This window comes from Salmonella sp. SAL04162 (genome assembly GCF_046551535.1).
GTDB lineage: Bacteria > Pseudomonadota > Gammaproteobacteria > Enterobacterales > Enterobacteriaceae > Salmonella > Salmonella enterica.
Genome location: NZ_JBGDVX010000001.1, coordinates 22823 through 37736, shown reverse-complemented (window position 1 = coordinate 37736; position 14914 = coordinate 22823). Strand labels below are relative to the sequence as shown.

12 protein-coding genes are annotated in these 14914 nt (G+C 52.5%); 4 read left to right on the top strand and 8 right to left on the bottom strand.

Going from position 1 to position 14914, the window contains the following annotated elements:
* Positions 1 to 4: 4 nt before the first annotated feature.
* On the top strand, positions 5 to 1327 hold the full coding sequence (locus tag ACLJRH_RS00180; RefSeq protein ID WP_000023806.1) for an MFS transporter: 1323 nt from the start codon (positions 5 to 7) through the stop codon (positions 1325 to 1327).
* A gap of 43 nt (positions 1328 to 1370) precedes the next feature.
* Here ACLJRH_RS00180 and cirA read toward each other — a convergent pair whose 3' ends face one another.
* The 3 genes from cirA to yieE all read right to left on the bottom strand — a co-directional run bounded on the left by cirA (position 1371) and on the right by yieE (position 6229).
* The gene (gene cirA, locus ACLJRH_RS00175) at positions 1371 to 3362 is read right to left on the bottom strand and encodes a catecholate siderophore receptor CirA (protein ID WP_000488259.1); all 1992 of its coding nucleotides are present in this window, start codon (positions 3360 to 3362) and stop codon (positions 1371 to 1373) included.
* A gap of 344 nt (positions 3363 to 3706) precedes the next feature.
* Positions 3707 to 5176, bottom strand: a complete 1470-nt coding sequence (gene lysP, locus ACLJRH_RS00170) for a lysine-specific permease (RefSeq protein ID WP_000534999.1) — start codon at positions 5174 to 5176, stop codon at positions 3707 to 3709.
* Positions 5177 to 5365: 189 nt separating this feature from the next.
* The gene (gene yieE, locus ACLJRH_RS00165; protein ID WP_000548316.1) at positions 5366 to 6229 is read right to left on the bottom strand and encodes a DNA-binding transcriptional regulator YeiE; all 864 of its coding nucleotides are present in this window, start codon (positions 6227 to 6229) and stop codon (positions 5366 to 5368) included.
* Positions 6230 to 6349: 120 nt separating this feature from the next.
* Here yieE and ACLJRH_RS00160 point away from each other — a divergent pair, with 120 nt between their 5' ends.
* Together ACLJRH_RS00160 and nfo are read left to right on the top strand one after the other, a co-directional pair.
* A complete protein-coding gene (locus ACLJRH_RS00160) occupies positions 6350 to 7399 on the top strand; it encodes a YeiH family protein (RefSeq protein WP_000137966.1) in 1050 nt (349 codons plus the stop codon).
* A gap of 78 nt (positions 7400 to 7477) precedes the next feature.
* Entirely contained in the window at positions 7478 to 8335 is an 858-nt protein-coding gene (gene nfo / locus ACLJRH_RS00155; RefSeq protein WP_000873912.1) for a deoxyribonuclease IV, read from the top strand.
* Positions 8336 to 8399: 64 nt separating this feature from the next.
* On the opposite strand, the gene fruA is transcribed toward nfo, so the two are convergent.
* The 3 genes from fruA to fruB are packed head-to-tail and all read right to left on the bottom strand — an operon-like array spanning position 8400 to position 12173.
* Positions 8400 to 10088 (bottom strand): PTS fructose transporter subunit IIBC, encoded by a 1689-nt coding sequence (gene fruA / locus ACLJRH_RS00150; protein WP_023136831.1) that lies wholly within the window; start codon positions 10086 to 10088, stop codon positions 8400 to 8402.
* Positions 10089 to 10104: 16 nt separating this feature from the next.
* Positions 10105 to 11043, bottom strand: a complete 939-nt coding sequence (gene fruK / locus ACLJRH_RS00145; protein WP_000091249.1) for a 1-phosphofructokinase — start codon at positions 11041 to 11043, stop codon at positions 10105 to 10107.
* On the bottom strand, positions 11043 to 12173 hold the full coding sequence (fruB, locus tag ACLJRH_RS00140; RefSeq protein ID WP_000487280.1) for a fused PTS fructose transporter subunit IIA/HPr protein: 1131 nt from the start codon (positions 12171 to 12173) through the stop codon (positions 11043 to 11045). Before fruB ends, fruK begins: the two co-directional genes overlap by 1 nt.
* 368 nt (positions 12174 to 12541) lie before the next feature.
* On the opposite strand from fruB, the gene setB reads away from it, so the two are divergent.
* Positions 12542 to 13723, top strand: a complete 1182-nt coding sequence (gene setB, locus ACLJRH_RS00135) for a sugar efflux transporter SetB (RefSeq protein ID WP_000551934.1) — start codon at positions 12542 to 12544, stop codon at positions 13721 to 13723.
* A gap of 64 nt (positions 13724 to 13787) precedes the next feature.
* On the opposite strand, the gene ACLJRH_RS00130 is transcribed toward setB, so the two are convergent.
* Positions 13788 to 14453 (bottom strand): GNVR domain-containing protein, encoded by a 666-nt coding sequence (locus ACLJRH_RS00130; protein WP_023136830.1) that lies wholly within the window; start codon positions 14451 to 14453, stop codon positions 13788 to 13790.
* Position 14454: 1 nt separating this feature from the next.
* Positions 14455 to 14577: a membrane protein gene (locus tag ACLJRH_RS00125; RefSeq protein ID WP_001519564.1), complete on the bottom strand. Its 123-nt coding sequence runs from the start codon at positions 14575 to 14577 to the stop codon at positions 14455 to 14457.
* Positions 14578 to 14914: the final 337 nt, after the last annotated feature.

The window sequence follows — 14914 nt, the reverse complement described above, 5'->3', positions numbered from 1 at the left end:
TAAAATGAGTATAAAAACATTTATTTTCAGCCAGCCCGATAAGCCGATTGTAAAAGAGAAAAAAGAGATAGACCAGACCTATAAAAAATTTCGTTTTGAGATTATCGCCTCGGTCTTTATCTCTTATGCCGTCTTTTATCTTACCCGTAAAAACTTCTCCGCCGCGATGCCGGCCATGCTGACGGAAACGTCGCTGACCGCAGAAGACTTCGCCATTATGTCTTCTATTTTTTACATTCTTTATGGCGCGATGAAGTTTGTCGGCGGGATGCTGGTCGATAAAATTAACCCGAAGGCCATGACCGGCCCGGTGTTGATTGGCGTGGGGATTGTAAATATTCTGTTCGGCTTTTCCGATAGCGTGGCGGCATTCTACGTACTGTACAGCCTCAACGCGATATTACAGGGCACCAGCTTTCCGCCGATGGCGAAAATTATGGCCTCGTGGTTTTCGAAAAACGAACGGGGACGCTGGTGGGCTATCGTTGAAGCGGCGCACAATATCGGCGGCAGCCTCGCGCCGCTGCTGACCAGTTTTGCTATCGCCTTTAGCGGTAGCTGGAAAATGGGGTTTTATGTTCCCGGCGCCATTTCGCTGCTGATGGGGATAGTGGCGCTATTTACCATTAAAGATCGTCCCGGTACGTTAGGTTTGCCCAACGTGGGGCAGTGGCGTAACGACCCGACGGAACTGGCCCAGGTCAAGGCCAGCCCGGTCAACCTGAGCTTCTGGCAGATTTTTGTGAAATATATCCTGACCAATCCACTGGTATGGATCATTATTATCGGCGATATGTCGGTTTATATTGCGCGCACCATCCTTAACGACTGGCCGCAGATTTACTATTCGCAGGTTCACGGCTGGAGCCTGATAAAAGCGAACTCGATTATTTCCTGGTTTGAGGCGGGCGGACTGGCAGGTGGGTTGCTGGCAGGCTACTTGTCTGACTTTATGTTCAAAAGTAACCGCTGGATGACCGGGTTAATCTTCGCGTTAGCGCTGTGCATATGCATCGTGCTGGTGCCGCTGGTTCAGGATACCTCTTACACCCTCACCGCGATTCTGTTCACCATCATGGGCTTCGCCTTATACGGACCGCATATGCTTTTTGCCGTCGGCTGTCTGGATGTGACCCATAAGGATGCGGCGGGATCGATTACCGGCTTTCGGGGATTGTTCAGCTATGTCGGCGCGGCAATGGCCGGTGTGCCGGTAATTATGGTGAAAAATAGCTGGGCGTGGTCGGGCGTTTATATCTATGCGTTAATCGCCATTCTGTTAACGACTCTGTCGCTGGCGCTGCTCTCCAGGCTGCATCGGTTATAACATTCTGGCGACAGCGGCAAAACGCGGCTGTCGCCAGTCTCTGTCAGAAACGGTAATCCACCGCCATAAAGTAACGACGTCCGTCTTCGGTGTAACCGTAGTCGTCGCGTTTGAGATCTTTATCGCCCACGTTCAGAACGCCCGCACGCAGTTTAACATTTTTCGTCGCCTGCCATGCCGCGCCGGTATCCCAGACCACGTACCCACCCGGCGTTTTCGCCGTTGCGCTGTCGGCCCGCTTACGCCCGGTATAATTCCCTGATACGTAGAATGACCAGTCTTCGAGCTGCACCGGTTTCCAGTCCAGCGTACCGTTCGCGGTGTGGAACGGCAGATCGGAAAGCGGCTTGTTCCCGCCATTACTGACGTCGCGTCCGTCGTTATAGGTGTAATTCAACGACAGTTTCCACGCCTCGTTAAACGGAACTTTCAACTCGGTTTCCACGCCCTGAATACGCGCTTTATTCACGTTGTAATAACGGAAGACCGGAACGCGCTGTCCCCGACTATTGGTTTCGAAACCGACAAAGTTGGAATAGCCGGGCGCGGCGTTAACGTCAGCGGTACGGCTAATGCTGATGCGATTGTCCACATCGTTACGGAACGTGGTAACGCTCGCTTCCACGCCCTCCAGTATGCCTTCTTCGCCACGGTAGTAAAGGCCGAGCTCCCAGCTTTCACTGGTTTCAGGTTTCAGATCCGGGCTACCGATAATGCGGCATCCTCCACGGCAGGAGTTGGTCGCCCAGTCCGGACTTAATTGCAATAGCGACGGCGCTTTAAAGGCCGTGGCCCACCCACCTTTCACCGTCAGGGTATCCGTTGCGTTATAGACCAGATAAGCACGCGGGCTCCAGTGATCGCCATAGGTTTCATGGTCATCCATACGAATACCGGTGGTCAGCGCCAGCGGTTCGAAGATGCGCCACTCATCTTCAAGGAACAGAGCATACTGGCTGGCGGAGGTTTTAGTACTGGAACCGCCGGTCAGGTTGACCGCATCGCTCAGTTTATCGTGACGCCATTCGCCGCCGAAGGTGAGGAACTGGTTGACAGACGCTAACGGCAGAACGTATTTCCCGTCAATCGAATTGCTTTCTGACGTGATAGGGCTACTGTTGCCGGGGTTTTTGTTTTCCACTTTTTCGCCGTAGAACTTGAGCTCGCTGTTACCGAGATCCCAACGTCCGTTATGGCTCAACGCGTAGTTTTGCCGTTCCAGACGGTTTTTATCCAGCGAGTCGGAGTCCCGGTCCTGGCGATCAAAACCGTAGCCTGCGGTAACGTCATGATTTTCGTTTGGTGTCCAGGCAAACTCGACGTTTCCATCCCGGCTGGTAAATCCTTCAATGCGCGGCGTTTCACCCGTAGCGGTGGTGGCGGAACTCTGCTGCTCGTCTTTTCCGCGTTTCGCCAGGCTACCGTAGGCTTTCATTCCCAGCACGCCGTCGATCAGCGGACCGCTGGTAAAGAACTGGCCGTTATAGGTATCGCCACGGTCGCGATGTTCCTGAATAGTGGAGTCAACCGTGACGCTACCGTGCCATTTCTGACCAATTTTTTTGGTAATAATGTTGACCACGCCGCCCAGCGCATCGGAGCCATACAGCGAGGACATGGGGCCACGCACCACTTCAATGCGTTCGATAGCGTCAACCGGTATCCAGTTCAGATCAAAATCATTATGGCGGAAGACCGCGTTACGGGAGTTAACGCGCTTACCGTCGATCAGGATCAGCGTATAACTGCTGTCCAGACCACGAATACTCACGCCTTTACGGTTATCCCCTTCGTTAGTGAGCTGTACGCCCGGCACCTCTTTCAGGACATCTTTCAGGTTTTGCACGGGCCTGCGCTGTAAATCTTGCTGGGTAATGACGCTGATACTTGCTGGCGCATCTTTCAGATTTTGTTCAATAGCGGACGCGGTAACGACCATGGTTTCACCATCATCCGTTGCCGCGGCAACCGGCCAGGCCAACGTAACTGCGGACATACAAAGCCCTACCCGAACGAAAGGGTTAAACCTAAACATTCCATTTCTCCATGAGGTAAATACGACAAAAAAATCGGTTATCGCTCACAACGCATTACGTTTCGCCTGCGATAACAGTTATCACGGCGAACTCTTTTTATGCAGGCGAGTCGGGCTCATGAGTGACGGTCGCGCCCGAATCTTCATCCTTTCTGATTTCGAGCGTAACGATAAAGCAAACGATAATAATTATCAATTTAATTGTTAATAATTATGTCATTTGAACCAATCATGAAGAAAAAACAAAAAACCCTCTCGAATGAGAGGGTTAGAAGGGTCAGGTTCAGGCAGTCAGTGCCGGATAGCGGTATAAAGCCTTATCCGGCCATGACGAGAATACCGCGTTACTTTTTAACGCGTTCCGGGAAGTGCATTTCGCTATAGCGCACGAAATGCGTGCCTTTTATCAGCTTGTAGCCGAACCAGATAAGCAGGAACAGCGGAATACCGATATAGGTCGCCGCGACGCCGCCCCAGTCGATGGTATCTTTCAGGAACGCTTCATAGTTCTGCCCCAACGTAATAATCAGGCACAGTACAAAGGCGAAAATCGGCCCCAGCGGGAAGAACCCGGAACGGTACGGCAAATCATTCACATCATACCCTTGTATCACGTAACCGCGACGGAAACGATAATGGCTAATGGCAATCCCCAGCCAGGCGATGAAGCCCGTCATACCGGAGGTGTTCAACAGCCACAGATAGACCGTCTGGTTGCCGAACATTGAGGTCAAAAAGCAAAGACCGGCAATCACGGTGGTGGCATAAAGCGCATTGCGCGGTACGCCGCCGCGGGACAATTTCGCAAAAATACGCGGGGCCTTACCGTCACAGGCCAGGGTGTAGAGCATACGGGTCGAGGCATACATTCCGGAGTTGCCCGCAGACAGTACCGCCGTCAGGATAACCGCATTCATTATCGCCGCCGCAGACAACAAGCCCGCATGCTGGAACACTAAGGTAAACGGACTGACGCTAATGTCTTTGACGTCGTTACGCAGCAGGTTTGGATCGGTATAAGGAATGATCAGGCTGATAATCAAAATCGCGAAAACATAAAACAGCAGAATACGCCAGAACACCTGACGCACCGCGCGCGGAATATTCTTCTCCGGGTTTTCAGATTCCCCGGCGGCAATACCAATCAGCTCAGTTCCCTGGAAAGAGAAGCCCACGATCATCGCGACGCCAATCATTGCCGCAAAACCGCCAGCAAAAGGCGCATCGCCCGTCGTCCAGTTGCTCCAGCCGACCGGCTCGACACCTTTAAAGATGCCGATAATCATCGCTACGCCAACGATGATGAAGATAATAACGGTCGCGACTTTAATTAACGAGAACCAGTACTCCGCCTCGCCAAAACCGCGTACGGAAATGTAGTTCAGCAAGAAAATGACGCAGAGGAATAGCGCGCTCCAGATCCAGCCCGGCGTATCCGGGAACCACCAGCCCATCACCAATTGTGCGGCAACCAGGTCAACAGCGATAGTCACCGCCCAGTTGTACCAGTAGTTCCAGCCCAGCGCGAAACCAAAGCCTTCTTCCACATAGTTCTGACCATATGTCGCAAACGAGCCAGATACCGGCATATAGGCCGCCAGCTCGCCAAGACTGGTCATCAGGAAGTAGACCATCAAACCAATCAGAATATAAGAAAACAGCGCGCCGCCTGGCCCCGCCTGAGAAATTGTCGCACCAGATGCAACGAAAAGACCTGTCCCGATGGAGCCGCCAATGGCAATCATCGTCAGGTGACGCGCCTTTAATTCGCGACGTAGCGCGGGCGCTTCTGTGGTTTTAGTTTTGGAACCCATGTGAAAATGCTATCCATCCAAAAAATGAGGCGCGATTGTAACAGACGAAATACTATCCTTCCGACACAAATGCGCGGTTATAAGAGACCTTCATGACCGGCCACGGATTATAAGTAAAGCAGAGAATAACGTATACGTAAGCGGATACTAAAAATGGCGATGCCGCCCGGGCAGCCCTCCTCTTCACCTTTATTCACAGTAACTCAAAAAACGCTGCAACGCGTTAGAAAGATGTTTCTGCCGATGATGAACACGCCACAACGTGCGCACCAGGCGCGGTAACGGCACCGCGACTTCGCCCAGGGTTCCCGCCTGGAGTTGTTCAGCAATCACCCGGCGCGATAAACAGCTTATCCCCAGTCCATGACGCACCGCATGTTTGATCGCTTCTGAATTCCCCAACTCCATCGCCATATGAAAGCGCGGCAAATGCGACAACAGCAAATAATCGACAATTTCCCGCGTACCGGAACCGCGCTCGCGTAAAATCCATGGGGATGCCGCAAGCTGTTCCAGCGTCACCGGCCCCTGCGTCAGCGGCGAGGACGGCGCGGCAAAGACCACCAGCTCATCTTCCAGCCACGGCTCAGAGATAATCTCTGTACTGTGACATGGTCCTTCAATCAGGCCGATATCAACCCGAAAATCCAGCACCGCGTTAATCACGTCCTGGCTGTTTCCCACGCTGAGTTCCAGCGGCAAGGCCGGATAATGCTGGCGATAGCGGGCAATCATGGCGGGTAAAATGTAATTGCCGATGGTGCTACTGGCATAAACCCGTATCGCGCCGTTATCTTCACGAAATAGCTGCTCAATTTCTACCGCTTGCTCCAGCAATGCCAGCGCGCGCGGGTATAACAAGCGCCCATGTTCGTTGACCACCAGCCGTTTCCCCACCCGATCAAACAACTGTACGCCGAGCTGACCTTCCAGATCGGTGAGCGCGGCGCTAACGGCGGACTGCGATAATGACAGCATGACCGACGCCTGGGTTGTTGAACCGCTTTTCAGTACTTCAGCAAACACTTCAAGTTGTCGTAGCGTAATATGCATAGTCGTATCCCACCGATAGCGTTTCACTTACCACTTATAAAGATTAATTATAAATATATAATCAATTTTATTTTTAAACCAGATCACCGTAACCTTATTGTCCATATACAGGAGAAGGTTATGACAGAACTCACCTTGCAGAATCATCGTCGTACAATGTGGCATTTTATACCGGGGCTCGCTCTGAGCGCCGTCATTACAGGAGTCGCCCTGTGGGGCGGCGCTATCCCTGCCGTTGCAGGCGCGGGGTTCAGCGCCCTGACCCTGGCTATCCTGCTGGGTATGGTTATCGGGAATACCGTCTATCCACAAATATGGAAACAATGCGACGGCGGCGTGCTGTTTGCAAAACAACATCTGCTGCGTTTAGGGATTATCCTTTACGGCTTCCGCCTTACCTTTTCACAAATCGCCGATGTGGGCATTAGCGGTATTGTGATTGACGTATTAACGCTTTCCAGCACGTTCATGCTGGCCTGCTTCTTAGGCCAAAAAGTCTTTGGTCTGGACAGGCACACCAGTTGGCTGATTGGCGCCGGTAGCAGTATCTGCGGCGCGGCGGCGGTACTGGCGACAGAACCGGTGGTAAAAGCGGAAGCCAGTAAGGTTACTGTAGCCGTCGCGACTGTCGTTATTTTCGGCACCATCGCTATTTTCCTTTACCCGGCAATGTATCCGCTGCTGGCGCACTGGTTCAGCCCGGAAACTTACGGCATCTATATCGGCTCAACCATGCATGAAGTCGCGCAAGTGGTCGCAGCGGGTCACGCCGTTAGCCCGGATGCGGAAAATGCGGCAGTTATCGCTAAGATGCTGCGTGTCATGATGCTGGCGCCGTTCCTGATCATTCTGGCAGCACGCGTTAAACAGCTTTCCCCGGCGACCGGCGCGGAAAAAAGCAAAATTACCATTCCGTGGTTTGCTATTTTCTTCATCGTAGTGGCGATCTTCAACTCTTTCCACCTGCTGCCGAAAGCCGTGGTGGATATGCTGGTGACGCTGGACACGGTACTGCTGGCGATGGCGATGGCGGCGTTGGGTCTGACCACTCACGTTAGCGCATTGAAAAAAGCGGGGGCGAAACCGCTGCTGATGGCGCTGGCATTATTCGCCTGGCTGATTATTGGCGGTGGCGCCATTAACGTCCTAATCCATAGCCTTATCGCATAAATTATTACGTTTCACGCCTGTTAACCCGTTATCATAGCGTTCGTAATGAACCGTTAGCGGGTTTAACAGGAGTCTTTTATGAAATACATCGGAGCGCACGTCAGCGCTGCTGGCGGTCTGGCTAACGCCCCTGCCCGCGCGGCTGAAATTGGCGCAACGGCCTTTGCGCTTTTCACAAAAAACCAGCGTCAGTGGCGTGCCGCCCCCCTTACTCCCCAGGTCATTGATGACTTTAAAATCGCCTGTGAAAAGTATCATTTCTCGGCGGCGCAAATTCTTCCCCACGATAGTTACCTGATTAATCTGGGCCATCCGGTCAGTGAAGCACTGGAAAAATCACGTGATGCCTTTCTCGATGAAATGCAACGCTGTGAACAACTCGGCTTAACCTTGCTTAATTTTCATCCCGGTAGCCATTTGATGCAGATTGCACAGGAGGATTGCCTGGCGCGGATCGCGGAATCCATCAATATTGCCCTCGCGCAGACCGAGGGCGTTACGGCGGTTATCGAAAATACAGCCGGTCAGGGCAGTAATCTGGGGTTTGAGTTTGAACAGTTAGCCGCCATCATCGACGGCGTGGAAGATAAGTCGCGCGTTGGCGTCTGTATCGATACCTGCCATGCCTTTGCCGCCGGATATGATCTGCGTACGCCAGAGGCGTGCGAAAAAACGTTCGCCGGATTCGGGAAAATTGTCGGATTTCAGTATTTGCGCGGAATGCACCTGAACGACGCCAAAAGCGCCTTCGGTAGCCGCGTTGACCGCCATCACAGTCTGGGTGAAGGCAATATCGGCCACGATGCGTTTCGTTGGATTATGCAGGATGCGCGTTTTGACGGTATTCCGCTGATACTGGAGACCATCAATCCTGATATCTGGGCGGAAGAGATTGCGTGGTTAAAAGCCCAGCAAATTGCCGAAGCGGTGGCCTGACGCGCAATGTTCTTCAGGCAATAAAAAAGGCAGAGCGCGCTCTGCCTTTTTTAGCGTGTTTCTCTTACGCCGCTTTTGCCGCGACTTCCGTCTCCGGACGTTTCAGGACGGCATAAGCCAGCCCTGCCACCAGCGTACCGGCCACAATTGCCAGCAGGTATCCCAATACCGGCGTAATTGCGCCTGGGATAAGCAGAACAAACAGACCGCCATGCGGCGCCATCAATTTTGCGCCTACCGCCATAGAAATAGCCCCGGTCAACGCGCCGCCAACGATACAGCACGGCAGTACACGCATCGGGTCGCGCGCCGCAAACGGAATAGCGCCTTCAGTGATAAAGCACAGCCCCAGCACCAACGCCGCTTTACCGCCTTCCTGCTGCGCTTTGTCGAACTTACGACGCGCCACCATCGTCGCCAGACCCAGCGCTAACGGCGGTACCATACCTGCGGCCATGATCGCCGCCATCGGCGCGTAAGTTTGCGTACTCAGCAGACCAACGCCAAACGCATACGCCGCTTTGTTCACCGGGCCGCCCATGTCGGTACACATCATCCCGCCGAGAATCGCGCCCAGCAGCACCGCATTTGCCGTCCCCATCGTTTGCAGCCAGTGGGTGAGCCCTTCCAGAATCCCGGCAACCGGTTTACCGATCAGGTAAATCATCGCCAGCCCCACCACCAGACTGGAAATTAACGGGATGATCAGGATTGGCTTCAGCGCTTCCATACTTTGCGGAAGTTTCAGTTTGGTACTGATAAGCTTCGCCATATACCCGGCAAGGAAGCCAGCAATGATCCCGCCGATAAAACCGGAACCGGTGCTAACCGCCAGCATACCGCCAATCAGACCTGGCGTAAGGCCTGGGCGATCCGCGATGGAGAAAGCGATATAACCCGCCAGTACCGGCACCATCAGCGCAAACGCCGAACCGCCGCCAATCTGCATCAGCGCCGCCGCCAGCGTGTCCGGCACCTTAAAGGCTTCAATACCAAAGGCGAAGGAAAGCGCGATACACAGTCCCCCGGCAACCACCATAGGCAGCATGTAAGAAACGCCCGTCAACAGATGCCGGTATGCGCCAGCGCTCTCTTTCTTCCCTTCGGTCGCCGCTTGCGATGCCTTACCCGCCGGTTGATACGGCGTTGCTTCCGCTACGGCTTTATCCAGCTCCTGCGCCGTCTTTTTCAGCGCCAGGCCGGTCGACGTGCGGTACATCGGGAGACCGGCAAACTTCGCCAGATCCACTTCGATATCCGCCGCCACAATCACTAAATCCGCTTCCGCCACCTCTTCCGGGGTGATGGCATTGCCGGCCCCCACGGAGCCGCGCGTTTCGACTTTTACCCACCAGCCGCGTTTTTTCGCTTCTGTTTCAATGGCTTCAGCCGCCATAAAAGTATGAGCGACGCCGGTCGGGCAGGCCGTTACCGCGACCACGCGTTTCGGACCGCCGCTCGCCGCAGGAGCAGCCGCAGCAGGGGCGCTGTAAGGGGTCGCATGGCTTTTGGCTTCACTCAGAAACAGTTCCGGATGCGCGACGGCGCGGCCAATATCCCCCAGCCAAACCTTTTTGCCGTTCAAAGCATTGTCGTTCGGCAGAGATTCGCCCAGCACGATCGCCAGTTCAGCATCATTCGGATTGTCGATAATTTCCAGATTTGCTTTATGCGCCGCCGATCCAAGCAGGGTTTTCGCCATGTAAGCGCGAGCCTGGCCGAGATTAGCGTCAATTATCAGCAGCGTTTTCATTATGCCTCTCCTGCTGTCAGTTAAACGGTTGTAAGTCGACACGCGCCATCATTGCGGCCAACTGAGGACGATCGGTAATACCCACATTGCTCTGGCTGACCGCCAGCGCGGCAACCGCCGTCGCCAGACGCAGCGTATGTTCGCTGGACTCACGCATCAGCAGGCCGTAAATCAATCCGCCAACCATGGAATCGCCTGCGCCGACGGTACTTACCACGTCAACTGCCGGTGGTTTAGCGATCCATTCTCCTGAGGCGTTAACCCACAGCGCGCCTTCCGCCCCCAGCGAAATCACCACATGGGCGATACCCTGTTCGCGTAACGCGTGCGCCGCATCAATCACATCTTTCATTTCCGGGAGCTTACGACCCGCCCAAATTTCCAGTTCGCGGCGATTCGGTTTCACCAGCCACGGCGCAGCTTTAAGACCGGCGACTAACGCTTCACGGCTACTATCAAAGATAATGCATGGACACTGGCTGCGCAGACGCGTCATCCAGTCGGTGAACGCTTCCGGACTCACGCCAGCCGGTAAGCTACCGCTGACGCAGACCATATCGAACTGACCCAGCCAGCTCAGGGAGTCGTTAACAAAGCGTTCCCAGTCTGCGGGGGTCACGTCAAAGCCGGAAAAGTTGAAGTCGGTCACTTCGCCATCTTTTTCCGTCAGCTTCACGTTGATGCGGGTCCGGCCCTGAACCACCTGAAAGCGGTTAGCGATGCCCAGTTCGCTGAACAATTGCTGAAAACCGTCCTGGTTATCTTTACCGAGAAAACCGCCGACGGTGACGTCGATGCCTAAGTCTTTCAGCACCTTGGCAACGTTAATGCCTTTGCCCGCCGCGTGCAGACCCGTGGTTTTCACCAGGTTCACTTCGCCGCGTTCGATTTCAGGGCAAAACCCAACCAGATCGTAAGCCGGATTAAGGGTAATGGTGGCAACACGCCTGCTCATTATGCGCCCTCCCCGAGACCGGCGGCGATCGCATCGCCAATCGCTTTCAGCGCCTGTTCAGCATCTTCACCCTGCGCGGTAAAGCGCAGACGATGGCCTTTCTTCACGCCTAATGCCACCACTTTCATCAGACTACGTCCGTTTGCCGGTTTGCCGGTTCCATCAAGGTTTGTCACGGTAATTTCACTGTTAAATTGTTTAATCGTATTCACCAGCATGGTGCCCGGACGGGCATGGAGACCATGCTCATTACGCACTACAAATTCCGCGCTCAGTACGTCATCCGTCAGCGCATCATCACTGGTCAGCAACGCCAGCAGCGTCGCGGCGTCGGCGCTCAGCAGACGATCGGCTTTATTGTTCAGCAACAGGTCGCCGAGGCGTTTTAGCACGGCAATCGGCTGCTCGTCGTTCATCGCGACAGTGACTAATAAGGCTGCTTTTTCACCCTCTACGTCAAACGCCTGAGTCGCACGGCTTACCGCAACAGCGCTGCGCAAATTACCTTCCGCGCTGTCGTTCAGCCAGATACCTTGTCCCAGATTCATCGGACTGTCGTTAATCGTTTTTGCGACGAATGCCGCATCAACCGCTCCCGCCTCTTTCAGACGCGCCGCATTTAGCGCCTGCAATGTGACCAGCGAGCTGGCGATGACATCCAGCGTCATCGTCTCGTTATCAAGTTTTAATTGTTCACTTTGCTTCTCGCCCATCAGCAATGCGCGCAGCTCTTCCGCCGTTGTCGCGGATTTCAGCTGTTCAGCCACGGAGTCATCGCTCAGCACATGCGTCAACTGACGCAGCAGGCCGAGGTGTTCGTCCGAACTGGCGGCAATACCAATCGCCACATAGGCGACCTGGCCTTCTCCCCAGATAACGCCCTGCGGAAATTGAAAGACCTGGACGCCGGTTTTCAGCACCTGATCGCGCGTGTCTGTTGTGCCATGGGGAATCGCAATACCATTGCCAAGAAAGGTCGAGGTTTGCTGTTCGCGCGCCAGCATACCGTCAACATAGCCGCCCGCCACATTCCCCGCCTGCGCTAACGCGGCGGCGATTTGCCGAATGGCCTCTTCTTTATTTCCGGCCTGCTCGCCCGGATGAATGTCCTGAACCGATAACTGGAACATGTGTCTCCTCTCCTGCTGAATTGAAACGATTCAGCCACTATGAGAAAAAAAGCGCCAATCTGAGTTATCAAAAAAACCAGATCGCGCTGAAACGTTTCAAGAAGTCTGGATCTTTCTGCTTCAGCACGCAAGAAAAGTTACCGGTTTTGTAGCAATTTTTTGAGGTGAAGCACATTTTTTCTCCAACAGCCCCTCAATAGCTGACGCATAAAAGGCTTCAGCTTTTTTCTTTCAGCTTGCGTCAGCACGCCCTGGTAACAAATTGGAATGCTATTTTGATTTTTCGTGTCGATTTTGATTCAGACGCCTGTTTATTTTCTGACGGGCAGCGTAAACTCCGCCTCTCTTCACACCACTGATATAGAAACATGCACAACAGTCCCGCCGCCGCTGCGCCTAAATCATTTGACCTGACGTCTACCGCCTTTTTGATCGTCGCTTTTCTCACCGGTATTGCCGGTGCGTTACAGACGCCGACGCTCAGTATTTTTCTGACGGATGAGGTTCACGCCCGTCCCGGCATGGTGGGATTCTTTTTTACCGGCAGCGCGGTTATCGGCATTATCGTGAGCCAGTTTCTGGCGGGTCGCTCAGATAAAAAAGGCGATCGCAAAAAACTGATCGTTTTCTGTTGCGTGCTGGGCATGTTGGCCTGCGTATTGTTTGCCTGGAACCGCAACTACTTTATTTTGCTGTTCATCGGCGTCTTTCTCAGTAGCTTCGGCTCTACCGCCAACCCGCAGATGTTTGCGCTGGCCCGTGAACATGCCGATCGTACAGGTCGTGAAGCGGTGATGTTCAGCTCAATCCTCCGCGCCCAGGTCTCATTGGCCTGGGTCATTGGGCCGCCGCTGGCCTATGCGCTGGCGATGGGTTTTAGCTTTACGGTGATGTATTTGAGCGCGGCGGTAGCTTTTATCGTCTGCGGCGTCATGGTGTGGTTCTTTTTACCGTCAATGCGCAAAGATGCGCCGCTGGCAACCGGTACGCTGGAAGCACCGCGTCGTAATCGCCGCGATACGCTGTTGTTGTTTGTCATCTGTACGTTAATGTGGGGAACTAACAGCCTGTATATCATTAATATGCCGCTGTTTATCATCAATGAGCTGCATCTTCCGGAAAAACTTGCAGGCGTGATGATGGGCACCGCCGCCGGGCTGGAGATTCCCACAATGCTGATTGCAGGTTACTTCGCCAAACGGTTGGGAAAACGCCTGTTAATGTGCATCGCCGTTGTCGCCGGACTGTGCTTTTATGCGGGTATGTTGCTGGCGCACGCACCGGCGACGTTGCTCGGCTTGCAGTTGCTGAACGCGATTTACATCGGCATTCTTGGCGGGATTGGCATGCTCTATTTTCAGGATCTCATGCCAGGCCAGGCGGGTTCAGCCACCACGCTGTATACCAATACCATTCGCGTCGGCTGGATCATTGCCGGTTCGCTGGCGGGAATCGCTGCAGAAATCTGGAATTATCATGCGGTCTTCTGGTTTGCGTTAGTCATGATTGTCGCCACCATGTTCTGCCTGGCGCGTATTAAAGATGTTTAACTTGCAAGCCTGATACTTTTACTCTTTGACACATTTCAGCGCAGAATTTATTTCTGCGCGATGTTCATGCGCGGTCATTCATTGTCTTTTTCTCAATACGATATTCTGTTAGCGCCCTCTTACATAAGAGACCGCTTATTGAGAAAATTACGCCCATCAGTCCGCAAAGAACCAGCACCAGCCGCATCTTATATTTTGGTGTAACAGCAACATCTATCACTTCAATGTTAGCATTATTTTTAACCGCCTCCGACAACAATGATAGCTTTGCATATGTTTCCGTTTGTAACATATTTTTATGCACGCTATAACGTTTAATGTCACCATCATCGATATACCATGCTGCCATTTTATCGACACTATTTTTCAGGGTGGAAATAATATTATTGACGCTTTCTTCTCTCCCCTGCGCCTTAAAAAGGACAAGCTGATTTTTCGCGTCAAAACTTATTTTATTTTTATAGTTCGCAGGCAAGAAACGGCTAAACTGGTTAAGGATAACCGTTGTTTTACATTGAATATCATTAGTATAGCCACATAACGCATAGGTAGCAGGCGTATCCAGATTAGGTTTGATTGTCATACTCACAACCTTTGTATCATGCTGCACGCTCACAAAAACATAGCCAATGGCAACAAAAATAAAGGTAGCGATCATGATACTTAGCCATTTTCTTATAAGGAATAAAGAAACGTCGACTAAATCAATTTCACTATTTTCTCCCCGCATTTCACATCCCTTTTAAAACGCTAATAGTCAACCCGAATACTGAAATAACAAAAAGCAACACCAGCGTAAAAATAAACGCCCTGGCTGCGAACGTATATTTCTTCATAAGATAAAACCCACACATAAGAATTCGAGTATTTTAAAGGAAAATAACAACACATTCACACTGGTTATATCGATCGGTAAATACATCAATGATAGATATAAACTATCAAATTCATGATATCGATCGTTATAAATAATTAAAATCGATCAAAATTCCTCTTTTTAATAGATAAAAGCTATCATATAAATAAAATTGATCGTTTTTGTTTTATGTGACGGTTTGTTCGGTACACATTCAGGCACCAACGGGGTTGGGCGGCGGCATCTACCGCTTCAGAAGCCACGAAATAAGGTAATCATGTATTACGCTATTTAATGATAAAAGGAGGTAATTTGAGGCGCAGCTTTTGCAGACT